The following is a 24379-nucleotide window of genomic DNA, read 5'->3' on the forward strand; positions in this document are numbered from 1 at the left end:
GTGTCACGTCGCTGCCAGCAACCAGCCGACACCTGCCAGGATCAGCCCCATTCCCAGCAGTTGCAGCGGCGCGACGGCTTGGCGGAATACCCGGCCTGACAGTGCCTGCGCCATGACGACCTCGACCAGGGCCAGGGTTCGGACATTGGCGGCAGGCGTCAGGGCAAAGCCGATGAACCAGAACAGCGATGCAAAGGCGCCCAGAAGCCCGGCAACCAGCGAAACCCGCCATTGCGCCATGATCCCGGCCAGGGCAGGGCGGTCGTACAGCACAAGCCATGCCGCCATGGCGACAGTCTGAAGTCCCAGCGTAATCGCCAGGATCGTGATCGCGCGGATGCCATAACTTCCGTCGGGCAGCGCCAGCAACGCGCCGCGAAAGCCGATGGCAGACAGCCCGAACAGCGCGCCCGACAGGATCCCCGTGGCCATCGGCTTCCAGGCCATGCGGGACCAGGTCGCGCCGGATGCCAGAACCACGCCCAGCGTCGCCAAGCCGATGGCGCCCAGCCGGGACAGGCCAAGCGGTTCGGCCAGCAAGACGGCACCGATCAAGGCTAGCGTCACCGGTTCGGTCTTCATCAAGGCCGTGGCCACGCCGAACCCTTGGCCGCGCATCGTGACCAGCATCAGCGCGGTCGCGGCGATCTGCGCCATGGAGCCAAGCGCGGCCCACCCCAGAACCGCCGCGTCAGGCCGGGGGATCGGCACCCAGACCGCGGTCAGGCCCAGGGCAAGGATCGCGAAGGGAAAGCCGAAGACGAACCGCACGGCGGTCGCCCCCAAGGTGCCGATCTGCCGCGTAAGCCCCGCCTGGGCGGCGTTGCGCGCGGTCTGCGCGGTGGCCGCGATCAGCGTGGCCGCGACCCAGATCATGCGCTGCGGACAGCCTCGATCATCGCGGCGACATTATCGGGATTGGCGTCCGGCGTTATGCCGTGACCCAGGTTGAACACATGCGGCCCGCCCCGCAGCGCGCGGGTGATGCGCTGAGCCTCGGCCACCAGGGCGGGTCCGCCCGTGACCATATGCCGCGGGTCCATGTTGCCCTGCACGCAGCCGTCGGTCTGCACATGCCGCGCGGCCCAATCGACATCGACAGAATTATCCAGGGCCACGCAATCGGCCCCGGTCGCCCGCGCAAAACCGACATAGCGTTCGCCCGCCTCTCGCGGGAAGGCGATGACGGGAATGTCGGGATGGCGTTCCTTCAGCGCGGCGATGATCCGGCGCGCAGGGGCCACGGCGAAATCATCGAAATCGGCGCCTTTCAGGCTGCCTGCCCAGCTGTCGAACAGCTTGACGACCTCGGCCCCCGCCTCGATCTGGGCAGACAGGTAGAGGATCGTGGCATCGGTGATGCGGTCGATCAACGCGGTGAAGGTCGCACGGTCCTGTTCTTTTAAGGCATGGGCGGGGGCTTGGTCCGGCGTGCCGCGCCCGGCGACCATGTAGGTGGCGACAGTCCAGGGCGCGCCGGCAAAGCCGATCAGCGTGGTTTCCCGAGGCAATTCCCGGGTCAGAATGCGAAGCGTCTCGTATACGGGCGCAAGGCGGTCATGGATCGCATCGGCAGGTTTCAGGCGCGCCAGATCGCCGGCCGAGGTGATGGTGGACAGGCGCGGCCCTTCTCCCGTGACGAACCACACATCCGCGCCAAGCGCCTGCGGAACCAGCAAAATATCCGCAAACAGGATCGCCGCGTCGAAGCCGAACCTGCGGATCGGCTGCAACGTCACCTCGGCCGCAAGGTCCGGGTTGTAGCACAAGGACAGAAAGTCCCCGGCCTGCGCCCGTGTCGCGCGGTATTCCGGCAGGTAGCGTCCGGCCTGGCGCATCATCCAGATCGGCGGGGTGGACAGGCTTTCGCCAGCCAGGGCACGCAAGAGAAGTTTGGTCATGGGGCCTCCTGCGGCCCGTTCAAGGCGAGGCGGGGGGCGTTGTCAAGCTGCCCCGCTGTCGCTATGCCGGGGTCATGATGCAGATGCCTGACCAAACACGCCCCCTGAAAATCGGAACGCGCGGCTCGAAGCTGGCGCTTGCCCAGGCGCACGAGACGCGGGACCGGCTGGCCGCTGCCCATGGCCTGCCGCCCGAGGCTTTCCAGATCGTCGTGATCAAGACCACCGGCGACAGGATCCTGGACCGCCCTCTCAAGGAGATCGGCGGCAAGGGCCTGTTCACCAAGGAAATCGAGGACGCGTTGATCGCGGGCGAGATTGACATCGCCGTGCATTCCATGAAGGACATGCCGACGCTGCAGCCCGATGGACTGGTGATCGACTGCCTGCTGCCGCGCGAGGACGTGCGCGATGCCTTTGTCAGCCCGCAGGTCCAGTCGATCGGAGCTCTTCCGGCCGGTTCGGTTGTCGGAACCTCCAGCCTGCGACGGCGGGCCCAACTGGCCCACCGCCGCCCGGACCTGCAACTGGTCGAGTTTCGCGGCAACGTCCAGACGCGGCTGAAGAAGCTGGACGAAGGCGTCGCGGTGGCGACGTTCCTGGCGATGGCGGGGCTGTCGCGCCTGGGAATGTTGCATGTGGCGCGCGACCCGATTGATCCGGCCGAGATGCTTCCTGCAGTCGCGCAAGGCGCCATCGGCGTGGAAAGGCGGGCAGGCGACAGCCTGTCAGCCGAACTGTTGGCGGCCATTCATCATGTCGAAACCGGCCACCGCATCAATGCTGAACGGGCGTTCCTGGCTCGACTGGACGGATCGTGCCAGACACCCATCGCCGGTCTGGCCGAACTTCGCGAGGACAGCCTGCTGCTGCGGGGAGAGATCCTGCGGCCCGATGGCTCGGCCGCCATCAGCGGTCACCGAGAGGGCAGCGTAAGCGAGGGACCCGCAATGGGGGCCGATCTTGCCGAAGAACTTCTGGCCCGGGCAGGCGAAGGGTTCTTCGACCATCTTTGAGGCGTGAGGCCCGGATCAATAGCTGCGGATCAATCCGACAAGGCGCCCCTGGATGCGCACCCGATCCTCGGGCAGGATACGGGTTTCATAGGTCGGGTTCGCCGCTTCCAGCGCGATCATGCCCCCACGGCGGCGATAACGCTTGAGCGTGGCTTCGCTGCCGTCCACCAGGGCCACGATGATGTCGCCGTTATCGGCCGTGTCCTGTTCCCGGATCACCACCACGTCCCCGTCGTTTATCCCGGCCTCGATCATCGAGTCGCCTTGCACCTCGAGTGCATAGTGATGTTCGCGTCCGGACAGCATGGTGCCGGGGACGGCGACATGATGCGACACCTCTGAAATCGCCTCGATCGGCACACCCGCGGCGATTCGGCCCATCAGCGGCAGTTCGACCGCGGGACTGTCGGCGATGGTGATCGCCCCCCGGGGCCGCGGGGGCTTGGCTGACGACACAACGCGCGGCGTGAAGCCTTGCTTGGAGGCAGCGGACTCGACTTCGGCATCGGCCAGCAGGGCATTGGGAAGACGCACGATTTCCAGGGCACGTGCCCGATGGGGAAGGCGGCGGATGAAGCCCCTTTCCTCAAGCGCCGTGACAAGCCGGTGGATCCCGGACTTCGACCGCAAGTCCAAGGCTTCCTTCATTTCATCGAAGGACGGCGGCACGCCATCGCGGGCCATGCGCTTCTGAATGAAATCCAGCAGTTGAATCTGCTTTTTCGTCAGCATCGCATTCATCCCCGGCATCTTCTTGTTCCTTTTCTGTTCTATCGCACAAGCTGAATCGCGTCAACAAACAGAGCATAAGGAACTGAAAATTTAGTTAATCCTCAGCCGGACAGGGGCATGAAATCGACGATATCCCCCGCGACCCGAGGCGGATCGTTCGCAGGCCTCACCAACAGGGCATCCGCGCGGGCCATCAACGACAACCGCGCCGAATCCTGGCTGGGGAAGGGACGGATCAAGGGCAGGTCATCCCCATCCTGAAGGGCAGCGCGCAGATAATGCTGCCGGTTTCCTTCGGCTGGAAGATCCTGGGCCAACCGTGCTTTCAGCAAGGGTCGAGAGTCATCCAATCCTTGCATAGCGGCGATCAGAGGTTGCATGAACAACATTCCGCAAATTATTGCGGAGACGGGATTTCCCGGAAGGCCCAGCATCGGCTTTCCGTTCAGCTTGCCTGCCATCAGGGGTTTTCCCGGACGCATGGCGATCTTGTGGAAGGCAAGGTCCAGCCCCCGTTCCGCGGCGACCTTGCCAATCAGATCGTGATCTCCGACCGAAGCGCCGCCAATCGTGACAAGCAGATCGGCGTCCTTGGCCGCTGCGAACCCTGCGCGAAGGCTGTCCTCGGTATCCCGTGCGATGGGAAGGATCTGCGCCTCTCCGCCCGATTGACGGGCGAGGGCGGCGATGGCCAAGTCGTTCGAACTGATGATCTGACCGGGGTCAGGGGCGGTGCCGGGTGACACCAGTTCGTCCCCTCCTGCAAGGATCGCGATGCGGGGGCGGGCGGAAACGGTGACGGCAGGAATGTTCATCGCGGCCAGCAGGGCAATATCGGCCGCGCGCAACCGGCGTCCGGGTGCAAATTGGTCGCCTTTCCGGAAATCGTCTCCTGCCGGGCGGATGTTGTTCCCGCCTGCAGGATCCGTGATCGTGATCAGGTCACCTTCGCGCAGGACATTTTCCTGCATGATCACGCGGTCGTATCCATCCGGGACAGGCGCCCCGGTGAGAATCCGGACGGCCATGCCCGCGACTGCTGGCCCTGCATAGGGATGTCCTGCGGCAGCCTCTCCGATGACGGTCAGCGGTTGGCCGATATCGCAGGAACGGATGGCATAGCCGTCCATGGCCGAAGCTGCAAAGGGCGGCTGCGTCATCCGCGAGATCGCGGGTTCCAACAGGACGCGGCCCCATGCCTGATCAAGGGGCACCAGCTCGGGCACCGGCATCGGCGCCAGCGACAGAACCTGGGCCAGAGCCTCTTCCACCGTTATCACAGGTCAGCCTCGTAATCCCCTGACTTGCCACCGCTTTTGCGGACAAGACGGATGTTGCCGATGGCCATGGATTTTTCCGCAGCCTTCAGCATGTCGTAGACGGTCAGGCAGGCCACGGACACGGCAGTCAGCGCCTCCATCTCGACCCCGGTCTGGCCGGTGGTGCGGACAGTTGCGGTGACGCGGATACCGGGCAAGGCCGGGTCCGGGACCAGATCGACCGAAACCTTGGTGATCGGCAGGGGATGGCATAGCGGGATCAGGTCGGCGGTGCGCTTGGAGGCCATGATCCCGGCCAGCCGGGCCACGCCCATCACGTCACCCTTGGCTGCGCCGCCCTGGGCAAGGGCAAGCGTCTCGGGCAGCATCGTGACGCAGCCTTCGGCCACGGCCTCGCGCGCGGTGACGGCCTTGTCAGAAACATCGACCATGTGGGCTTTGCCAGAGGCATCGAAATGCGTCAGGCTCATGCGGCGACATCCAGGATATGCCGTGTCGCAGAGGTCACGTCGGCCTGACGCATCAGGCTTTCGCCGATCAGGAAGCGCCGGGCGCCCACCTGCATCATCGCGCCAAGGTCGGCAGGGGTGAACAGGCCGCTTTCGCAGACGATGTCGCGATCCGCGGGAATGCGCGGGGCAAGTTCGCGCGTTACATCCAATGACAGATCGAAGGTCTTGAGATTGCGGTTGTTTATGCCGATCAGCGGCGACTTCAATCGCAGCGCGCGATCCAGTTCGGCGCCATCGTGAACCTCAATCAGGGCGTCCATGCCCCAGCCGAAAGCTGCGTCTTCAAGTTCTGCCGCAAGGCCGTCATCGACCGAGGCCATGATGATCAGGATGCAATCGGCCCCCCAAGCCCGCGCCTCGGCCACCTGATAGGTGTCATAGAGGAAATCCTTGCGAAGGGCAGGCAGCGAACAAGCCTCTCGCGCAGCGGTCAGGTATTCAGGAGCACCCTGGAAGCTGGGGCCATCCGTCAGCACCGACAGACAGGCCGCCCCTCCGGCCTCATAGGCTTGTGCAAGCGACGGAGGATCGAAGTCGGGCCGGATCAGTCCCTTGGACGGACTGGCCTTCTTGATTTCGGCGATCAGTGCCGGACCGGTCGCAGCCTTGGCTGCCAGGGCGCGGGCAAAACCGCGAGGGGGCGATGCGTTGCGTGCAGCAGCATCGACATCGGCCAGGGGACGGGCAGCCTTGGCGGCGGCGATCTCGTCCAGCTTGTAGGCCTTGATCTTGTCCAGAATATTCATGCGAACGGTTCTAGCGCCGCTTGCGCGCTTCGGGAAGGGCGTTCAGGCCGGCATTTCGTGCGCCCAGGGCGGATTGGCACCCGGCCGCGAAACGGTGATGGCGGCAGCCTGGGCGCCCAGCGTCAGGGCGGCAGCGATCCGTTCGGCCGTGATGGCGGCCAGTCCTGCCTTGGACAGGACGCCTTGACGGCGCAGGCTTGCCAGAACGCCCGCATTGAATGTGTCGCCCGCGCCGATGGTATCAGCAACCGTCGTGCGGATGGCAGGTGCCACGACGGGGTCTCCCGACCAATGGGCCCGCGCACCCGCAGCCCCGCCGGTTTGCAGCACCAGGCGTGGACCCTGTTCCAGCACCTTGCGAGCCGCATCTTCGGGGGTTTCGTGCGGATAAAGCCATTCCAGATCGTCGCCCGACAGCTTGACGATATCGGCCCGCGCGATCAGGCGGGCAAGGCGCGCGCGATAGGCATCGGCATCGGTTACGAAAAAGGGGCGGATGTTCGGGTCCAGCATCACCGGAAGTCGGTCGCCGTTCCTTTCGATCAGCGCCTCGATGGCCGCGCCGCAAGGGTCGGGGACAAGGCTGATGCCGCCGGCGAAAATGGCTTGGATGTCTTCAGGCAGGGCCGGGATGTCGTCGGGCTTCAGCATCCGTCCGGCCGAGCCTTCGTCATAAAAGGAATAGCGCGCCTCGCCCCCGGTCAGCGTCACAAGGGCAAGCGTCGTCAGCCGGTCCGTGCGCGGACAAAGGTCGGTGTTCACCCCTGCCTCGGACAGGGGGCGCAGCAACACGTCGCCAAACGGATCACGGCTGATCGGCCACAGATAGGCGGCGTCTTCGCCCAGGCGGCCAAGCGCAATGGCCGTGTTATAGACCGAACCGCCCGCCAGGGGACGAAACGCCCCGTCTTCGGGCACCATGTCGATCAGCGATTCGCCCGCGCACAGGATCATCATCCCCTCCCGATCAAAAACCCTGGATGACGACATCGTCCATATGCAGGTCGATATAGCCCCCTGCCTCGGCCAGATACAGGAAAGCCGTTACCGCAACCAGAGCAGCAATGACGGCCGCCGCGATTTTCCAGATCGACCAGGGACGTTCGCCCATGACCCGCCCCGACTGGCCGTTGACGACAAAGCGATAGCTTTTGGCGTTATAGCGATAGGCAGCCGTCCAGATCGGCAGCATGATGTGCTTGAACGTCTCGTCCGCATGGGTGGTCTGGATGTGATCGACGCGCTGTTCGTCGCCGCCGATGTCGCGGCGGGCGTCGTTCAGGATCACGCCGGCCATTTCCGCCCTTGCCGTCTTGTGACCTTCGGCCAGCGGGATCGTATAGGCTTCGGCTTCCAGGCCCGCCAGGTAGTCGGGCCGATAGGGGCGCAGGTGGGACAGATCCCAAGGCATCAACCCGTCCACGAACCTGCGCGGCAGCGATGCCGAGGCCAGCACAAGAACGTCGTTGAAATCCCGCGCGACCTGGCCCGATGCCGGGCGCCATCGGGTGCGGCGAACCTGGCGCGCGACCTGCTGGCTGCGGCCGTTGACCTGCTGCGTGACCCAGACGGTTTCATAATAATAATCGCCGCGTTGACCGACATAATGCGACCGGGTGCGGGCATCGAAGGTCCAATAGGGCGAATAGATGCCGCGCATCCGTCGGTCCCGCCGGGCATAGGCGGTCAGGCCGGACGGCGCGAACCACAATCCGCCCAGCCAGTCCTGCATCGCCTTGTGGGCCTGATCCTCGGTCAGCAGAAAGGGCAGCACGCCCTGGGGCTTGATCTTGCGGCTGGAGCCGGTGTCGGTGACGGCGGGCGTGGCGCAGAACGGGCAGACGTTCGAGTGGATGGAGGTGCCGATCTCGACCTGCGCGCCGCAGTTCGGGCAGGACAGCAGCCGGACGGTCTCCGCCAGATCCGACCCGGCGTCCAGCCGCAGCCCCTGGTCCAGGGGGATCTCGACCAGATCGGGGGATTTGTGGCCCGCGTCCCATTGCAGCGCCCGGCCGGTTTCAGGATCGGCCAGGATGGCGTCGGCACCTTCGGCACCGCCTTGCGTCTGGCGTGCGGGCGCCCGACCAGGGCCGTCGCCGATGGCCTGCCTGTGTCCACACCAGTCACAGACAAGCATCTGCTGGCCGGGCTGGAAACGCAGACTGGCCCCGCATTGTTCGCAAGGATAGCGGTGTTCAGCCCGCGGCGTCGGCATGGATCAGCCGGGTAGCGGCGGCGGCATCGTCGGGAACAGCCTGCCCAGTTCCGGAATGTCACCCGCCTTGCGCCAGCCGTCCTGCCCGGGTGTCCAGACAAGCGTCTCGTTCCCGAAGCGGCCTTCGGTGGCCAGGCGTTCCAGGCCCGCCAGGTCGAACGGCCCCTGTGCCGCGCCGTTCAGCGCGACATGCCAGACGGTGCCGGTCTGGCCGGGCAGGGGTGGCGGCGTGGCGCCAGCTTGGGGGACGCTGCCCCAAGGTCCCGTCGCGGGCCGGGTCATTCCCATGCCCATAGCCGCGCCCATGGCCGCACCCATTCCGGCGCCCGCCGTACCGGGGTTCTGGCTGGCGTTCACCATCGCCTCGCCTGCCGCATACTGGCCGAAGCGGTCCAGATCGCCCAGAATTCCCATCGAGGTGCGCTTGTCCAGCATCTTCTCGACTTCTTGGGGCAGGCTGATGTTTTCAATATAGAATTCGGGTATCGACAGGCCATAGGCCGCGATCGTCGGCTCGATGGCCTGGGCGACCAACTTGCCCAACTGGTCCGTATTCGCGGCCATGTCCAGGACCGGGATGCCGGACCCGGCGATCACGCGGGAAAATTCCTGAACGATGACGTTGCGGATCTGAAAGGAAATCTCGTCGCGGGTGAATTCGCCGTCGGTGCCGACGATCTCGGTCATGAAGCGGGCGGGATCGGTCACGCGCATCGAATAGGTGCCGAAGGCGCGCAGGCGGACCGGACCGAATTCGGGGTCGCGCGCCATGATCGGGTTGCGCGTGCCCCATTTCAGGTCGTTGAAGCGCGTCGTGCTGACGAAATAGATCTCGGACTTGAAGGGACTGCGGAAGCCGTGGTCCCAATGCTGCAAGCGCGTCAGGATCGGCAGGTTGTTGGTTTCCAGCATGTAGAGGCCGGGACCGAAGCTGTCGGCAAGCTGGCCTTCATGGATGAAGACGGCGGCCTGCCCTTCGCGGACGGTCAGCTTGGCGCCATATTTGATGGCGTTGCCGACGGTCGGATAGCGCCAGACCATCGTGTCGCGGGTGTCGTCGGTCCATTCGATGACCTCGATGAATTCGCCGCCGAGTATGTCGAAAATCGCCATGATCGCCTCCGCCGGATGTTCCCTCTTATGCGGCCACGCCCCTGCGTGGCGCAAGTCAGATGCTTTGCGCCAGCAATTCGGTTGCGATCTGGCGGACGATGGGTTCCGCTTCGGACGCGGACATGCCCGGACGCAGGCGCCGGTCGTAAAGGATCCGCAGCAGCAATTCGTCATGCCGGGTCAGCAGGGCGAATTCCTCATCGTCGTTGAAGATCGAGGGGCGCGCCTGGGGACTGTCATTGGCAAGCCCCATGCCCTGCGCCAGTTCCTCGTGGATGCAGGAACTTTGCAGCAGGGGCGGCAACTCGGCCCGGATCAGGGCGACGGCGTTGGAATAGACCGGGACGGCACCGCGCGAATAGGCGAAGACCGTGCAGAAATTGTCGGCGTCCAGGTTCTGCATGACGACGATGTCGTTCGGCGGAATGCCCGGCACCAGTTGTGCAAGACGAGGTCCGATGGCGCGGCGTTCGTCGTCGGAAAGAACCATGACGATGAAATTGCCGCGACTGTCGGTCAGCGACACGTTGTGGCCGGTCGCCTGCGCAAGTCTCTGGGCGAACTGACTGACCTCGACCCGATAGGCACGGCGGGTGGCGACATCCACGACCTGCCCGAATTCGATCTGCAGGCGGACCGGATCCTGCCAGCGACGCAGGGGCGCCGGAGACCCTTTGCTGCCCGGTTGAATGCCGGTGGTGCCGTATTCGTCCCGCAAGGCGATGGCGATGAAGTTCCGGGTCAAGGTATCGGCGTCGATGGGTGCATCTTGGGGCACCCGGTCGCGGCGCAAACGGCCCTGGTCAAGCAGGGCACGTTCGGCGCGGGCATAAAACTCCCGTTGCGCGGTGCTGACCATGCTGGCCTGGGTAAGCGCCTCGGCGGCGGCGGCGTTGGCCGCGCGGTTGCGTTCGGCGCGGGCCTTGCGCAAGGCTTCCTGCGAGGGTTCAAGTCCGGCAGGCCGCGCAAGAGGCCGCGGCGCAGGTTCGGGCGGGGGTGCGGGTTCGGGCGCCTGGCAGGCCGTCAGAACCAGCAATCCCAGCAGGGATAGAACAGCTTTCCGTCCGCTTGCGTGCTTCATCACCGTGCGGGCGTCCCCGGCGTCGTCACCTGCCGCTGCGCGGTGGCGCGGGCCAGCGTGTCGCGCAGTTCCGCCTCCATCTTGGTCAGGTCGCTTTCGGCAGCGGCGCGGCGGGCGCGGCCTTCGTCGGCGATGCGCAGGCTGTCCTCGATCGTGGCGATCAGCTGGGCATTCGCGGCCTTGACCGAGTTGATGTCGAAGACGCCGCGCTCGGTCTGGGTGCGGATCTGGACATTCGCCTGTCGCAGGTTGTCGGCATTGCGGGTCAGCAGATCGTTGGTCAGGTCGCTGGCCTCCTTGACGGCCCGCGCGGCCTCGGCGCTGCGCTGGATCGTCACGGCCTGGGCAAGCTGCGTTTCCCACAGCGGCACAGTGTTCACCAGGGTCGAGTTGATCTTCGTCACCAGCGACTTGTCGTTCTCCTGGACCAGCCGGATCGAGGGCAGGGACTGCATCGTCACCTGCCGGGTCAGCTTCAGGTCGTGGACCCGGCGTTCCAGATCGTCGCGCACCGCCCGCAGGTCGCGCAGGGCCTGGGCCTGGATGACCTGATCCTCCTCGGGGGCGGCCCTGACACGGGCTTCCAGTTCGGGGATGGCGGTGCTGTCCAGTTCGCGCAGCTTCTCCTCGCCCGCGGCGATATACAGCGCGAGTTCGTCATAGAAGTTCAGCGTGTGGTCATACAGCAGATCCAGCGCCTTGATGTCTTTCAGAAGCGTCTGTTCATGACGTTCCAGTTCCACCGTGATCCGGTCGATCTGGGTCTGGACCTGTTCATAGTTCGCGACGAATTTCGCGAACGGCGCCGACCGGCCCAAAAGCTTTTCCCACCAGCTTCGCGTCCGCCGCATGTCCAGTTCCGAGGTCGAGAAGCCGCGGATGGTGGTGACGATGCTGCGCAGGCTTTCGCCCGCCGGACCGACGTCCTTGCTTTTGACATCGGCCAGCATCTTCTGGCTGATTTCCTGAAGGCCCGCCTGGGCGCGGGTGCCGAAGCGCACGATCGAGCCGCTGTCGCCCAGGTCGATTTCGTCCATGCGGCGGCGGATCTCGGCCGTCAATTGCGGATCGGCGGCGCGGACCGACAAGGGGTCGGCCTGGGGCTGCGGCAATGGCGCCGAAGTCACCGTTTCGATTTCGCGGCGGATTTCCTCGGCCCGGCGGCGGGTTTCGTCGGTCATGGCTTCCTTCCTTGTCCCTGTCGCGGACAGGCTTGTCGCAGCACAGCATAGGTCCGATGCGGCGCGGTTCAACCAAGTGAAGCCGAAAATGCACAGCCAGTGCAAGGGGTCACTGGCGCGATTCGCGCGGCAGGGAAACAGGATCAAGACGACGCCACCGCGCAGGCGCGTTAAGCAGGATCATCCGGGTACCTGTCTAAAATGTCAGGTCTTTCTGCGACCATTTCAAATTTTATGCATATTCTTCCGGCGGTCCGGATGCTAATCTTTGCCTGTTGCCGATTGTCGTCCTCGGGGTTTCGAGGGCATGTTTTTATTAGTGTTCAGTGCAGGTAAATATGTCAGTCAAGTCTCGGTCTGTCGTGTTGGCCAATGTTGCGGCCGTTCCCTCGATCGAAGCATCCAGCACCTGGCTGTATCGCAGCCTGGTCAAGCGGCCGCTGGATGTGATTTTGGTGGTCCTGGCATCCCCGGTCGTCCTGCCGCTTGTTGTGCTTCTGGCCTTGATTGTCCTGCTGGATGGCAGGAACCCGTTCTACTCGCAGCAGCGCGTCGGCCGCGAAGGGCGGATTTTCCGCATGTGGAAGCTGCGCAGCATGGTCCATGATGCCGATCAGCGGCTGGACGCCTATCTGGCGCAGAACCCGGAGGCACGGCAGGAATGGGAAAGCACGCAGAAGCTGCGCGACGATCCCCGCGTCACACGGTTCGGCCGGATGCTGCGCGCCAGTTCGCTGGATGAACTGCCCCAGTTGTGGAACGTCCTGACCGGCGACATGAGCCTGGTGGGGCCCCGTCCCATGATGCCCGACCAGCAGGCGATGTATCCGGGCGATGGTTATTACAAGCTTCGTCCCGGGATCACCGGGTTCTGGCAGACGGCAGGGCGTAACAAGACCACCTTCGCAGCCCGCGCCTGGTATGACGACCGCTATGAACGCAGCCTGTCCTTCGCTGGCGACGTGGCGATCCTTGTGCGCACGGTGTCCGTGGTGCTGGGCCGCACGGGCTGCTGATCAGCGGCGCTGACGCAACGCCGCCACCGCCTCGGACGGCAGGATCGCGGCGCAGCGGGCATATCGCGGCACCAGCCGCTTGGGGGCGGACAGCATCCGCCAGGCCCATTCCATCGCGATCCGCCTGACCCATTCCGGCGCACGCCGCTGGTTCCCTGCCAGGAAGTCCAGCCCTGCGCCGATGGATGCAAAGCCGATACCGGGCACGAGGGACCGACCGCGCGCCGCCAGCCGTTCCTGCTTGGGTGCGCCAAGCGCCAGGAGGCACAGCCGCGCCCCGCTGTCCTGGACCTGCATCAGCAGATCGCGTGCCGCGTCGCTGTCCGGGTCAAAGCCCATGGGCGGGGCGATCCGGGCCACGATCCGGCAACCTGGCGCGCGGCGTTGGATTTCGGTCGCAGCAGCGTCCAGGGCTTCCTCGGTCGTTCCCACAAGGGCAAGGCCCGCATCCTCGGCTGCGGCAAGTTGCGCCAAGGGGATCACCAGATCCGATCCCGTCACAAGCCCGACCGGATTGCGGGCAAGCCGCGACAGCCAGACGATCGGATTGCCATCGGCCACCACCAGATCCTGGCGTGAATAAGCCTCGCGGAAGCGGGCGTCCTGCCGCAGCTTGACCAGATGATCCAGGTTGATGGTCGCCAGGGCAAAACCTTCGCCCCGGCGCAGGCGGCGGGTGATTTCGGCCAGCAGCGCAGCATGATCGGGCATGTTTACCCGAATGACCGACGAACCATAAGAAAACTGCATGACTGTTCCCGCCTGGCACGGCCCCGAATGACCGCGACCGTTCCTTGCAGCTTTGCGCCGCCGCTGCAATCGGACGGTTCAACCTTTCGGCAAATAGGGGATGCCGCCCGCCAGGTCGGTGTCGTCGATCAGGTGGAAATTGCTGATGCTGCCCGCCTTGCGGGCCTGGGAGAAGGGGGCATATTCGGGGTCGCTTGCAAAGGCGCGGGCGGCCTCTTTCGACGGAAACTCGATCAGCGCGACCAGAGTGTTGCCCAAGGGTTTTCCTTCAAGCGTGTCGATGTTGCCGGACCGCGACAGATAGCGCCCGCCATGCCGGGCCGCGATCTCGTGGACGCGGGCGGCGTATTCGGGCACCCAGGAATCCTCGGTGACGGTCACGTCGGCGATCAGATAGGCAGCCATGCAAAACCCTCCCGTTTTGACTGCGGGGACAGATTGCCTGCCGCACGGGCATCAGGCAAGCACGCCGTGTTCCGGCGCGCAAAAACGCATTGACCCCGTTGTCCTTCACGTCGCTTGACGATAGCGTGTGCGGCGGCGAAAGACTGCCTTGCGCGAAGGGCAGGCGCCGGTTTCGGTTTATTCATCCAAACGGACGGACAGCATGGCCACGCTGACTCGACTCCTTGTTCTTGCCGGCATGGTCGCGGCTGCCCCCCTTGGCGCCTCGGCCCAGGCGCCCGGCGGCGACATGCCGCCCCCCGCCGTCACGGTCGTTACCCTGCAGCCGCAGGACATCACCCTGACGTCAAGCCTGCCCGGCCGCGTCGTTGCCTCGGCCGAGGCGGAGCTGCGGCCCCAGGTCGGCGGCCTGATCGTCGAACGCCTGTTCGAGGAAGGAAGCCAGGTTTCGGCGGGCGATCCGCTTTATCGTATCGACCCGCGCACCTATGAAGCGGCGTTGGCCCAGGCCCAGGCTTCCCTGGCCCAGGCCCAGGCCCAGGCCGATGCCTCACGCAGAGAGGCCGAGCGTGTCGTGGCCCTGCGTGACAGGCGCGTCGCCAGCGAACAGACGCAGGACACGGCCATCGCCGCCCGCGATGCGGCCGAAGCCGCCGTCAAGGCGGCCGAGGCGCAGTTGCTGGCAGCCCAGATCGACCTGGACCGCACGACCATCACCGCGCCCATCGACGGCGTGATCGGCCTTGCCCAGGTCAGTGACGGTGCCCTTGTCACCGCCGGCCAGGCCAGTCCGCTGGCGGTGATCCGCCGCATTGATCCGGTGCGCGTGGACGTGACCCAATCGGCCGCCGAAATCATCCGGTGGCAGCGGATGGGCCCCAATGCCGCGCTGCCCGAAGGCGTGGACCGTACCGTGACGTTGCGCCTGGCCGATGGCAGCGTTTATGAACATACCGGGTCGATGACCGCCGCAGAACCCTATGTGGACGAAACGACCGGGGTCATCACACTGCGGATGGAATTCGCCAATCCCGACGGGCTGCTGCTGCCCGGCATGTTCGTTCAGGCCGATATCCCCCAGGCGCAGTTGCAGGACGCGATCCTTGCCCCGCAAGAGGGTGTCAGCCGAGACCGGCGCGGCCGTCCCGTCGCCATGGTCGTGAACGATCAGAACGTGGTCGAGGAACGCCCGCTGGAGATCGCGCAGGACCAGGGCAGCGACTGGGTCGTGACCGAGGGTTTGGCCGCAGGCGACCGCATCATCGTCTCGGGCGTGCAGCGCATCGCGCCCGGCGCGCCGGTGACGCCCCAGGAACGCGGCAGCGCGGAACATGCCGCCACCGCGTCCGCCGACCAGACGGCCCCCCAGGCCGAAGCCGCATCCACCAACTGACGCCACAAAGCGAAGGCGCGACAGATCATGGCCCGTTTCTTCATCGACCGTCCGGTCTTCGCCTGGGTGATCTCGATCATCATCATGGGCATCGGCATCCTGTCGATCCTGACCCTTCCGGTGGCCCAATATCCGCAGATCGCGCCGCCCTCGGTCACGATCCGCGCGACCTATCCCGGTGCCTCGGCCGAAACGATTTCGAACACGGTGACGCAGGTCATCGAACAGCAGATGACCGGCCTGGACGGGCTGCGCTACATCTCGTCCAGTTCGACCTCGGCAGGGTCGTCGTCCACCACGCTGACCTTCGAGACCGGGACCGACGTGGACATCGCCCAGGTGCAGGTCCAGAACAAGCTGTCCCAGGCGACGCCCCTGCTGCCCGAACCCGTGCAGCGCCAGGGCGTCGTGGTCGAGAAATCGACCGCCGGCTTCCTGATGGTCATCGGCCTGATCGGCAATGAAAACTACGACCAGACCGACCTGTCGGACTACATGTTCTCGAACCTGGTGGACGATCTGTCCCGGGTGGAAGGCGTGGGCAGCGTCCAGGTCTTCGGGGCGCCCTATGCCATGCGCATCTGGCTGGATCCCGACAAGCTGGCCGCCTATGAGATCGCGCCTTCGGACGTGGTGGCGGCGGTGTCGGCGCAGAACACGCAGATCTCGGCCGGGGCCTTCGGCGACCTGCCCACGGTCGAGGGGCAGCAACTGAACGCCACCGTTACGGCGCAATCGCTGCTGTCCACGCCCGAGGACTTCCGCCAGATCGTCCTGCGGGCCGAGGAAAACGGCGGCCTGGTCCTGCTGCGCGACGTGGCCCGGGTCGAGATCGGCGCGGAAAGCTATGCCACGCTGGCCAATTACAACGGGCGGCCGTCGTCGGGCATGGCGCTGTCCCTGGCGCCCGGCGCAAACGCGCTGGATACCGCCGAACGCGTCAAGGCGCGGATGGAGGAGTTCGCCGAGTTCTTCCCCGAGGGTGTGGACTATGTGATCCCCTTCGACACCTCGCCCTTCGTCGAGATCTCGATCGAGGAGGTGGTGAAGACCCTGATCGAGGCGATCGTGCTGGTCTTCATCGTCATGTATGTCTTTCTGCAGAACTGGCGGGCGACGCTGATCCCGACGCTGGCCGTTCCCATCGTGCTTCTGGGCACCTTCGGCATCATGGCGGCCTTCGGCTTCAGCATCAACACGCTGACCATGCTGGCGATGGTGCTGGCCATCGGGTTGCTGGTGGACGACGCCATCGTCGTGGTCGAAAACGTCGAGCGGATCATGGAGGAGGAGGGCCTCGAGCCGCGAGAGGCCACGCGCAAGTCCATGGGCCAGATCACCGGCGCACTGGTCGGCATTGCCCTGGTCCTGTCGGCCGTGTTCGTCCCGATGGCCTTCTTCGGCGGCTCCACCGGGGTGATCTATCAGCAGTTCGCCATCACCATCGTCTCGGCCATGGGGCTTTCGGTGCTGGTGGCGTTGACCCTGACCCCCGCCCTTTGCGCGACGCTGCTGCGGTCCAAGGACCATCACAGCAAGCGCGGTCTGTTCGGCTGGTTCAACCGCAACTTCGACCGCACCACCAATGGCTATACCGGGGCGGTCGGCTGGATCGTGCGCCGTCCCCTGCAGATGCTGCTGGTCTATGCGGCCATCGGCGCGGCCATGGTCCTGCTGTTCCTGCGCACGCCCGAAGGCTTCCTGCCGGACGAGGATCAGGGCATCATGTTCGTCCTGATCCAGGGCCCGACCGGGGCCACCGCCGAACGCACCGCCGCCGTCGTGGACCAGGTGCAGGATTACTTCCTGACCCAGGAAAAGGATTCGGTCGATTCGATGTTCGGCGTGGTGGGCTTCAGCTTCGCGGGGCAGGGCCAGAACGTCGGCATCGCCTTCGTGCGAATGAAGGACTGGAAGGACCGCCCCAACCCCGAGCAATCGGTGCAGGCCGTCGCGGGCCGGGCCTTCGGCGCCTTGAGCCAGATCCAGGACGCGATGGTCTTTCCCATCGTGCCCCCTTCCGTGATCGAGCTTGGCAACGTCTCGGGCTTCGACTTCTATCTGCAGGCGCGCGGCGGGCAGTCGCATGAACAACTGCTCGAGGCGAGGAACCAGTTCCTGGGCATGGCCGCGCAAAGCCCGCTGATCGCTCAGGCCCGGCCATCCGGGCTGGAGGATGCGGCGCAGTTCAACCTGGACATCGACTGGCGCAAGGCAGGCGCGATGGGGGTCACGGCGACCGACGTGGCGAACCTTTTGCAGATCGCCTGGACGGGCCGCTACGTCAACGACTTCGTGGACCGGGGCCGCATCAAGCGCGTCTATGTCCAGGGCGAACCGGATTCGCGGTCGAACCCCAGCGACTTCGACAAATGGCGGGTCAGGAACGCCATGGGCGGCCTGGTGCCCTTCTCGAACTTCTCGACCGGGGACTGGACCTTCGGTCCGCAGGGCCTGAACCGCTATAACGGCATCCCGTCCATGCAGATCCAGGGCAGCCCCGCGCCCGGCGTCAGTTCCGGCGAGGCGATGGCCGAGGTCGAACGGCTGGTGGCCCAGATGCCCGGCTTTGCCGTGGCCTGGACCGGGCTGTCGCTGGAGGAACGTGAATCGGGCGACCAGACGACGCTGCTTTACGCGCTGTCGCTGGCGGCGGTGTTCCTGTGCCTTGCCGCGCTTTACGAAAGCTGGTCGATCCCCCTGGCGGTAATCCTGGTCATGCCCATCGGCGTGCTGGGCGCGCTTGTCGGCGCCTACCTTGGCGGCTTCGACAACGGCGTCTTCTTCCAGGTGGGCCTGCTGACCGTGATCGGCCTGACGGGCAAGAACGCGATCCTGATCGTGGAATTCGCCCGCGAACAGTCCGAAGCCGGCGTGCCCCTGTTCAAGGCCGTGGTCGAGGCCGCGCGCCAGCGGTTCCGCCCGATCATCATGACCTCGATCGCCTTCACGCTTGGCGTGCTGCCCTTGCTTTTGTCCACGGGCGCGGGGGCCAACGGCCGCAACGCCATCGGCGCCACGGTGATCGGCGGGACCATCGCCTCGACCGTGATGGGCATCCTGTTCGCGCCGCTGTTCTATGTGCTGATGCGTCGTCTGCTGGGCCGCAAGGACAAGTTTGACGAAGCGCAGGCCGCGCCTGCACAGTGATCCCGCAAGGGGGGCGGCATGATCGACAAGCTGGAGATGTTCCTGGCCGTCGCCAAGGAACGCCATTTCGGTCGCGCCGCCGAAAGCCTGGGTATCACCCAGCCCACCCTGTCGGCGGGCATCAAGCAGCTTGAGGAACAGCTTGGCGTCCTGCTGATCTTTCGCGGCTCGCGCTTCGGCGGGCTGACGCCCGAGGGGCAATCCGCGCTTGTCTGGGCACGGCGCATCGTCGGCGATACCCGGCAGTTGCGAGAGGAGATGCGGGCCACCCGTCACGGCTTGTCGGGCCAGTTGCGCATCGCGGTCATCCCCACGGCCCTAACCTGGGCCGCGCGGATCAGCGCCCGCTTCGGCGCCGCGCATCCCAATGTCGGCATGACGATCCTGTCGCGCACCTCGGTCGAGATCCTGCAGATGATCGACGATCTGACCGTGGATGCGGGGATTTCCTATCTGGACAACGAACCGCTGGGCCGCGTCAGCACGGTGCGGCTTTACGACGAACGCTACATGCTGGTCTGCGCCGAAAGCTCTCCTCTGGCCCGTCAGGACCGGGTGGGTTGGGCCGATCTGTCAGGGCATCGGATGTGCCTGCTGACCAGCGACATGCAGAACCGCCGCATCATCAACCGCAACCTGATCGAGGCGGGCGTGACCCCCCAGGCCACGGTTGAATCCAGTTCCACCGTCGTGCTGGTTGCGCATGTGCTGGAAGGCGGCTGGATCACCATCCTGCCCGAGGACATTGCGGCCTTCCTGACAGAGGGCAAACCCCTTCGGATGATCCCGCTGGACGGGGCAGGGGCCAGCCATGCGGTGGGTCTGGTGGCGCCCTGGCGCGAGCCGCACACCCCCGTCCTGGAGGCGTTGCTGGCAGAGGCACGGCGCATGGCCGGCGATAGATGATTTCTATCGACTGACGGAACAACGATATTGATTTGCGGATGGTCCGCCTGATTTGATGACGAAGAACGTTCGTCGAAAGGCCAGCCGATGCATTCCAATGCGCCAGCCCCCTCCGAGGAGGAAATCCGCGGGGTCGTTGCTCCGCTTTCCTCGATGGAAGGGCCCCTTCTGCCGATGCTGCACGCGTTGCAGGACACCTGGGGCTTCGTGCCGCAGGCTGCCGTGCCGGTCCTGGCGGATATCCTGAACCTGGGCCGGGCCGAGGTGCATGGCGTCATTAGCTTCTATCACGATTTCCGCAGCCGGCCTGCCGGCCGCCATGTCCTGAAAATCTGCCGGGCCGAGGCCTGCCAGTCCATGGGCGCCAATGCCTTGGCAGAATCCACCCTGCAAAAGCTGGGCATTGGCTGGCATGACACCACGCCCAATGGCGCGGTCACGGTGGAACCGGTCTATTGCCTTGGCATGTGTGCCTGCGCCCCCGCCGCGATGGTGGATGGGCGCGTGGTGGGCCGCGTCGATGACGCCCGCATGGACCGCATCCTGGCCGAGGTGGGCGCATGAAGATCTTTGTCCCCCTGGACAGCGCCGCCAAGGCGCTTGGCGCGGACGACGTGGCCGACGCGATTTCGCGCGAGGCCAAGGCGCGTGGTCTGGATGTGCGGATCGTCCGCAACGGCACGCGCGGCATGGTCTGGTTGGAACCTCTGGTCGAGATCGACACGCCCGAAGGTCGGATCGGTTACGGGAACGTGACCCCTGACCAGGTGCCCGACCTGCTGGACGGCAAGCTGAACGGCCTGGGCCGGGTCGAGGACATCGACTGGTTCGCCCGCCAGACCCGGCTGACCTTTGCCCGCTGCGGCGTGATCGACCCCTTGGATCTGGACGACTACGAAACCCATGGTGGTCTGGTTGGCCTGCGCCGCGCCATCGGAATGACCGGTTCGCAGATCGTGCAGGAAGTCACCGACAGCGGCCTTCGCGGACGTGGCGGGGCGGGCTTTCCCACCGGCATCAAGTGGAAGACCGTGGCCGAGGCGGAAGCCCCCCAGAAATACATCGTCTGCAACGCCGACGAGGGCGACAGCGGCACCTTCGCAGACCGCATGATCATCGAGGGCGATCCGTTTTCCCTGATCGAAGGAATGGCGATCGCGGGCCTGGGCGTGGGCGCCACGCGCGGCTATGTCTATCTGCGGTCGGAATATCCGGACGCAATCCATATCCTGACCCAGGCCGTGACGATCGCCCGGCAGCGGGGATTGCTTGGGCCCGACGTGCTGGGATCGGGCCGCGCTTTCGACATGGAGGTGCGCACCGGCGCGGGCGCCTATGTCTGCGGCGAGGAAACCAGCCTGCTGAACAGCCTGGAAGGCAAGCGCGGCACCGTGCGCGCCAAGCCCCCGCTGCCCGCGCTGCAAGGCTTTCTGGGGCGGCCCACGGTCGTGAACAACGTGATCTCGCTGGCGACGGTCCCGGTGATCTTCGAAAAGGGCGCGCAGCATTACGCCGATTTCGGCCTGGGCCGGTCGCGCGGCACTGTGACCCTGCAGATCGCGGGCAACGTCAAGCGCGGCGGGCTGTTCGAGACCGCCTTCGGCATGACCCTGGGCGAGGTCGTGAACGACATTGGCGGCGGCACCGCCAGCGGCCGCCCGGTCAAGGCGGTGCAGGTCGGCGGCCCTTTGGGCGCCTATATGCCGGTCGAGAAGTTCGACACGCCGATGGGATACGAGGAATTCGACCGGAACGGCGGGCTGATCGGCCATGCCGGGCTGGTGGTCTTCGACGACACCGCCGACATGCTGCGGATGGCCCGCTTTGCCATGGAGTTCTGCGCCGTTGAATCCTGCGGCAAATGCACGCCCTGCCGGATCGGCGCGGTGCGCGGGGTGGAAACCATCGACCGCATCGCCCAAGGGGACGCCGCCGCGATCCCGCTGCTGACCGACCTGTGCGAGACGATGAAGGACGGCTCGCTTTGCGCGCTTGGCGGCTTCACGCCGTTTCCGGTCATGTCCGCCCTGACCCATTTCCCCGACGATTTCGCCACCTTGCAGGAGGCAGCCGAATGAGAGACTTCATCATCCCCCAATTCCCGCCGGGCGACGACCGCGACATGGGCACGCCCGCCAAGGTCGGGCTGCCGGTCACGATCAGCGTTGACGGCATCGCCGTGACGGTGCCCGAGGGCACGTCCGTCATGCGCGCCGCAGCCGAAGCCGGGATCATGGTCCCCAAGCTGTGCGCCAGCGACAACATGGAGGCTTTCGGCTCCTGCCGCCTGTGCGTGGTGGAAATCGAGGGCCGCCGCGGCACGCCCGCGTCCTGCACCACGCCGGTGATGGAAGGCATGGTCGTCCACACCCAGTCAGACAAGCTGCGCCGGATGCGCAAGGGCGTGATGGAGCTTTATATCAGCGACCACCCGCTGGACTGCCTGACCTGCGCGGCCAATGGCGACTGCGAATTGCAGGACATGGCGGGCAATGTCGGCCTGCGCGACGTGCGCTACAAGGCGCCCGAGGGGAACACGCTGCTCAACCATTTCGCGCCGCGCGACGGGGTGGGAGTGAATGCGCATTACACGCCCAAGGACGAAAGCAACCCCTATTTCACCTATGACCCGGCCAAGTGCATCGTCTGTTCCCGCTGCGTCCGCGCCTGCGAGGAAGTGCAGGGCACCTTTGCCCTGACCATCGAAGGCCGGGGCTTCGACAGCCGTGTCAAGGCGGGGGCCATCGGCGATGACTTCCTGACCTCGGACTGCGTGTCCTGCGGCGCCTGCGTGCAGGCCTGCCCGACCGCGACCCTGCAGGAAAAGTCGGTGATCGAACTGGGAACGCCCGAACGGTCCGTCATCACCACCTGCGCCTATTGCGGCGTTGGCTGTTCCTTCAAGGCGGAACTGAACGGCGACCAGCTGGTGCGCATGGTTCCCTACAAGCACGGCAAGGCGAACCGGGGCCATAGCTGCGTCAAGGGCCGCTTCGCCTATGGCTATGCCCAGCACAAGGACCGCATCCTGAAGCCCATGATCCGCGAGACCATCGACCAACCCTGGCGGGAGGTCGAATGGGCCGAGGCGCTGTCCTTCGCCGCAGCCAGGATGAAGGGCATCCAGGAAAGGTATGGCCGCAAGTCGGTGGGCGTCATCACCTCCAGCCGCTGCACCAACGAGGAAACCTATCTGGTACAGAAACTGACCCGCGCGGTCTTCGGCAATAACAACACCGACACCTGCGCCCGCGTCTGCCATTCGCCGACCGGTTACGGGTTGGGCAAAACTTACGGCACTTCGGCCGGCACGCAGGACTTCGACAGCGTCGAACAGGCCGACGTGGTCATGGTCATCGGCGCGAACCCGACCGACGGACACCCGGTCTTCGCCAGCCGCCTGAAGAAGCGCCTGCGCCAGGGGGCCAAGCTGATCGTGGTCGATCCGCGCCGCACCGACATCGTGCGATCCCCGCATATCCAGGCGGCTTACCACCTGCCCTTGAAGCCCGGCACCAACGTGGCGGTCGTCACCGCCATGGCCCATGTCATCGTGACCGAGGGGCTGTTCGACCAGGACTTCATCCGCACCCGCTGCGACTGGGACGAGTTCCAGTTCTATGTCGATTTCGTCAGCGACCCGCGCCATGCGCCCGAAAACGTCGAGATGCTGACAGGCGTTCCCGCGGCCGACCTGCGCGCGGCGGCGCGTCTGTATGCCGCGGGCGGCAATGGCGCGATCTATTACGGCCTGGGCGTGACGGAACATTCGCAGGGCTCGACCACCGTGATGGGGATCGCGAACCTTGCCATGCTGACCGGCAATATCGGCCGCCCCGGCGTGGGCGTGAACCCGCTGCGCGGCCAGAACAACGTGCAGGGGTCCTGCGACATGGGCAGCTTCCCGCATGAACTGCCCGGCTATCGCCACGTCAAGCTGCCCGATGTCCGCGCGATCTTCGAGCAGGCCTGGGGCTGCGAGATCGACCCCGAACCCGGCCTGCGCATCCCGAACATGCTGGACGCGGCGGTCGAGGGCACCTTCAAGGGCCTTTACTGCCAGGGCGAGGATATCCTGCAATCCGATCCCGATACCAAGCATGTCGCGGCGGGCCTTGCCGCGATGGAATGCGTGATCGTCCACGACCTGTTCCTGAACGAGACCGCGAATTACGCCCATGTCTTCCTGCCGGGTTCGACCTTCCTGGAAAAGGACGGCACCTTCACCAATGCCGAACGCCGCATCAACCGCGTCCGCAAGGTGATGGCCCCCCGCAACGGATACGAGGACTGGGAGGTGACCCAGCTTCTGGCCAATGCCATGGGCGCGAACTGGCATTACACCCATCCCCGCCAGATCATGGAGGAGATCGCCGCCACCACGCCCAGCTTCGCCGGCGTCACCTATGAACTGCTGGAGGAGAAGGGCTCGGTCCAGTGGCCCTGCAACGAGAAGGTGCCGGACGGCACGCCCTTGATGCATGTCGATGGCTTCGTGTCCGGCAAGGGACACTTCATGGTCACCGAATATGTGGCGACCGACGAACGCACCGGCCCGCGCTTCCCCCTGCTGCTGACCACGGGGCGGATCCTGTCGCAATACAACGTCGGCGCGCAGACCCGGCGGACCGAGAATGTCGTCTGGCACGCCGAGGATGTGCTGGAGATCAACCCCCACGACGCAGAACAGCGCGGCATCAACGATGGCGACTGGGTGCGGCTGGCATCCCGCGCGGGGGAAACGACCCTGCGGGCTGTTCTGACCGACCGGGTGGCGGCGGGCGTGGTCTATACGACCTTCCATCACCCCTCGACGCAGGCTAACGTGGTCACCACCGATTTCTCGGACTGGGCGACGAACTGCCCGGAATTCAAGGTGACGGCGGTGCAGGTCAGCCCCTCGAACGGTCCATCGGAATGGCAGGAAAGCTATGCCGAACAGGCCGAGCGGTCGCGGCGGATCCTGACCGCCGCGGAGTAGG

The 24379-nt window shown here is 65.5% G+C and carries 21 protein-coding genes; 8 read left to right on the plus strand and 13 right to left on the minus strand.

What is annotated here, in order from left to right; translation table 11 throughout:
* Positions 1–3 precede the first annotated feature (3 nt).
* Together IEX25_RS08195 and hemE are read right to left on the minus strand one after the other, a co-directional pair.
* The gene (locus tag IEX25_RS08195; RefSeq protein ID WP_188714685.1) at positions 4–876 is read right to left on the minus strand and encodes an EamA family transporter; all 873 of its coding nucleotides are present in this window, start codon (positions 874–876) and stop codon (positions 4–6) included.
* Positions 873–1901, minus strand: a complete 1029-nt coding sequence (gene hemE / locus IEX25_RS08200) for a uroporphyrinogen decarboxylase (protein ID WP_103171234.1) — start codon at positions 1899–1901, stop codon at positions 873–875. Before hemE ends, IEX25_RS08195 begins: the two co-directional genes overlap by 4 nt.
* 83 nt (positions 1902–1984) lie before the next feature.
* Between hemE and hemC the strand changes: the two genes are divergently transcribed.
* Positions 1985–2917 (plus strand): hydroxymethylbilane synthase, encoded by a 933-nt coding sequence (hemC, locus tag IEX25_RS08205; RefSeq protein ID WP_370463845.1) that lies wholly within the window; start codon positions 1985–1987, stop codon positions 2915–2917.
* 15 nt (positions 2918–2932) lie between these two features.
* On the opposite strand, the gene lexA is transcribed toward hemC, so the two are convergent.
* The 9 genes from lexA to IEX25_RS08250 all read right to left on the minus strand — a co-directional run bounded on the left by lexA (position 2933) and on the right by IEX25_RS08250 (position 11777).
* The gene (gene lexA, locus IEX25_RS08210) at positions 2933–3649 is read right to left on the minus strand and encodes a transcriptional repressor LexA (RefSeq protein ID WP_103171327.1); all 717 of its coding nucleotides are present in this window, start codon (positions 3647–3649) and stop codon (positions 2933–2935) included.
* Positions 3650–3750: 101 nt separating this feature from the next.
* Positions 3751–4929, minus strand: a complete 1179-nt coding sequence (locus IEX25_RS08215; RefSeq protein ID WP_188714686.1) for a molybdopterin molybdotransferase MoeA — start codon at positions 4927–4929, stop codon at positions 3751–3753.
* The gene (gene moaC, locus IEX25_RS08220) at positions 4926–5399 is read right to left on the minus strand and encodes a cyclic pyranopterin monophosphate synthase MoaC (protein WP_103171231.1); all 474 of its coding nucleotides are present in this window, start codon (positions 5397–5399) and stop codon (positions 4926–4928) included. Before moaC ends, IEX25_RS08215 begins: the two co-directional genes overlap by 4 nt.
* On the minus strand, positions 5396–6187 hold the full coding sequence (gene trpC, locus IEX25_RS08225; protein WP_103171230.1) for an indole-3-glycerol phosphate synthase TrpC: 792 nt from the start codon (positions 6185–6187) through the stop codon (positions 5396–5398). Before trpC ends, moaC begins: the two co-directional genes overlap by 4 nt.
* A 42-nt stretch (positions 6188–6229) precedes the next feature.
* Positions 6230–7141 carry a carbohydrate kinase family protein gene (locus tag IEX25_RS08230; protein WP_103171326.1) on the minus strand — a complete coding sequence of 304 codons (912 nt, stop codon included), beginning with the start codon at positions 7139–7141 and terminating at the stop codon, positions 6230–6232.
* Between the two features lie 13 nt (positions 7142–7154).
* Positions 7155–8324: a TFIIB-type zinc ribbon-containing protein gene (locus IEX25_RS08235; RefSeq protein ID WP_440589942.1), complete on the minus strand. Its 1170-nt coding sequence runs from the start codon at positions 8322–8324 to the stop codon at positions 7155–7157.
* A gap of 81 nt (positions 8325–8405) precedes the next feature.
* Positions 8406–9515, minus strand: a complete 1110-nt coding sequence (locus IEX25_RS08240; RefSeq protein ID WP_188714687.1) for an SPFH domain-containing protein — start codon at positions 9513–9515, stop codon at positions 8406–8408.
* Between the two features lie 55 nt (positions 9516–9570).
* The gene (locus tag IEX25_RS08245; protein WP_103171227.1) at positions 9571–10596 is read right to left on the minus strand and encodes a DUF2927 domain-containing protein; all 1026 of its coding nucleotides are present in this window, start codon (positions 10594–10596) and stop codon (positions 9571–9573) included.
* A complete protein-coding gene (locus IEX25_RS08250) occupies positions 10596–11777 on the minus strand; it encodes a toxic anion resistance protein (protein ID WP_103171226.1) in 1182 nt (393 codons plus the stop codon). The genes IEX25_RS08245 and IEX25_RS08250 overlap by 1 nt, the downstream gene beginning before the upstream one ends.
* A gap of 362 nt (positions 11778–12139) precedes the next feature.
* Here IEX25_RS08250 and IEX25_RS08255 point away from each other — a divergent pair, with 362 nt between their 5' ends.
* Entirely contained in the window at positions 12140–12793 is a 654-nt protein-coding gene (locus IEX25_RS08255; protein ID WP_308421435.1) for a sugar transferase, read from the plus strand.
* Here IEX25_RS08255 and IEX25_RS08260 read toward each other — a convergent pair whose 3' ends face one another.
* Positions 12794–13543: a WecB/TagA/CpsF family glycosyltransferase gene (locus IEX25_RS08260; RefSeq protein WP_103171224.1), complete on the minus strand. Its 750-nt coding sequence runs from the start codon at positions 13541–13543 to the stop codon at positions 12794–12796.
* 78 nt (positions 13544–13621) lie between these two features.
* Complete coding sequence (locus IEX25_RS08265; RefSeq protein WP_103171223.1) at positions 13622–13948, minus strand: DUF1330 domain-containing protein; 327 nt, start codon at positions 13946–13948, stop codon at positions 13622–13624.
* A gap of 202 nt (positions 13949–14150) precedes the next feature.
* On the opposite strand from IEX25_RS08265, the gene IEX25_RS08270 reads away from it, so the two are divergent.
* The 6 genes from IEX25_RS08270 (at position 14151) to fdhF (ending at position 24378) form a co-directional block, all read left to right on the plus strand.
* On the plus strand, positions 14151–15341 hold the full coding sequence (locus tag IEX25_RS08270; RefSeq protein WP_188714688.1) for an efflux RND transporter periplasmic adaptor subunit: 1191 nt from the start codon (positions 14151–14153) through the stop codon (positions 15339–15341).
* A gap of 27 nt (positions 15342–15368) precedes the next feature.
* A complete protein-coding gene (locus IEX25_RS08275) occupies positions 15369–18491 on the plus strand; it encodes an efflux RND transporter permease subunit (protein ID WP_103171222.1) in 3123 nt (1040 codons plus the stop codon).
* A gap of 18 nt (positions 18492–18509) precedes the next feature.
* Complete coding sequence (locus IEX25_RS08280) at positions 18510–19397, plus strand: LysR family transcriptional regulator (protein ID WP_103171221.1); 888 nt, start codon at positions 18510–18512, stop codon at positions 19395–19397.
* A gap of 87 nt (positions 19398–19484) precedes the next feature.
* Entirely contained in the window at positions 19485–19961 is a 477-nt protein-coding gene (locus tag IEX25_RS08285; RefSeq protein WP_103171220.1) for a formate dehydrogenase subunit gamma, read from the plus strand.
* Positions 19958–21475 (plus strand): formate dehydrogenase beta subunit, encoded by a 1518-nt coding sequence (locus IEX25_RS08290; RefSeq protein WP_103171219.1) that lies wholly within the window; start codon positions 19958–19960, stop codon positions 21473–21475. The genes IEX25_RS08285 and IEX25_RS08290 overlap by 4 nt, the downstream gene beginning before the upstream one ends.
* Entirely contained in the window at positions 21472–24378 is a 2907-nt protein-coding gene (gene fdhF, locus IEX25_RS08295; protein ID WP_103171218.1) for a formate dehydrogenase subunit alpha, read from the plus strand. Before IEX25_RS08290 ends, fdhF begins: the two co-directional genes overlap by 4 nt.
* Position 24379 lies beyond the last annotated feature (1 nt).

It is taken from the genome of Paracoccus acridae (genome assembly GCF_014642735.1).
Classification (GTDB): Bacteria; Pseudomonadota; Alphaproteobacteria; order Rhodobacterales; family Rhodobacteraceae; genus Paracoccus; species Paracoccus acridae.

Excerpts from the sequence above, each read along its gene's own strand:
- IEX25_RS08195 (WP_188714685.1), bottom strand. The coding sequence starts at position 876 with ATGATCTGGGTCGCGGCCACGCTGATCGCGGCCACCGCGCAGACCGCG.
- hemE (WP_103171234.1), bottom strand. The coding sequence starts at position 1,901 with ATGACCAAACTTCTCTTGCGTGCCCTGGCTGGCGAAAGCCTGTCCACC.
- hemC (WP_370463845.1), top strand. The coding sequence starts at position 1,985 with ATGCCTGACCAAACACGCCCCCTGAAAATCGGAACGCGCGGCTCGAAG.
- lexA (WP_103171327.1), bottom strand. The coding sequence starts at position 3,649 with ATGCTGACGAAAAAGCAGATTCAACTGCTGGATTTCATTCAGAAGCGC.
- moaC (WP_103171231.1), bottom strand. The coding sequence starts at position 5,399 with ATGAGCCTGACGCATTTCGATGCCTCTGGCAAAGCCCACATGGTCGAT.
- trpC (WP_103171230.1), bottom strand. The coding sequence starts at position 6,187 with ATGAATATTCTGGACAAGATCAAGGCCTACAAGCTGGACGAGATCGCC.
- IEX25_RS08230 (WP_103171326.1), bottom strand. The coding sequence starts at position 7,141 with ATGATCCTGTGCGCGGGCGAATCGCTGATCGACATGGTGCCCGAAGAC.
- IEX25_RS08235 (WP_440589942.1), bottom strand. The coding sequence starts at position 8,324 with ATGCTTGTCTGTGACTGGTGTGGACACAGGCAGGCCATCGGCGACGGC.
- IEX25_RS08240 (WP_188714687.1), bottom strand. The coding sequence starts at position 9,515 with ATGGCGATTTTCGACATACTCGGCGGCGAATTCATCGAGGTCATCGAA.
- IEX25_RS08245 (WP_103171227.1), bottom strand. The coding sequence starts at position 10,596 with ATGAAGCACGCAAGCGGACGGAAAGCTGTTCTATCCCTGCTGGGATTG.
- IEX25_RS08250 (WP_103171226.1), bottom strand. The coding sequence starts at position 11,777 with ATGACCGACGAAACCCGCCGCCGGGCCGAGGAAATCCGCCGCGAAATC.
- IEX25_RS08260 (WP_103171224.1), bottom strand. The coding sequence starts at position 13,543 with ATGCAGTTTTCTTATGGTTCGTCGGTCATTCGGGTAAACATGCCCGAT.
- IEX25_RS08265 (WP_103171223.1), bottom strand. The coding sequence starts at position 13,948 with ATGGCTGCCTATCTGATCGCCGACGTGACCGTCACCGAGGATTCCTGG.
- IEX25_RS08270 (WP_188714688.1), top strand. The coding sequence starts at position 14,151 with ATGGCCACGCTGACTCGACTCCTTGTTCTTGCCGGCATGGTCGCGGCT.
- IEX25_RS08275 (WP_103171222.1), top strand. The coding sequence starts at position 15,369 with ATGGCCCGTTTCTTCATCGACCGTCCGGTCTTCGCCTGGGTGATCTCG.
- IEX25_RS08280 (WP_103171221.1), top strand. The coding sequence starts at position 18,510 with ATGATCGACAAGCTGGAGATGTTCCTGGCCGTCGCCAAGGAACGCCAT.
- IEX25_RS08285 (WP_103171220.1), top strand. The coding sequence starts at position 19,485 with ATGCATTCCAATGCGCCAGCCCCCTCCGAGGAGGAAATCCGCGGGGTC.
- IEX25_RS08290 (WP_103171219.1), top strand. The coding sequence starts at position 19,958 with ATGAAGATCTTTGTCCCCCTGGACAGCGCCGCCAAGGCGCTTGGCGCG.
- fdhF (WP_103171218.1), top strand. The coding sequence starts at position 21,472 with ATGAGAGACTTCATCATCCCCCAATTCCCGCCGGGCGACGACCGCGAC.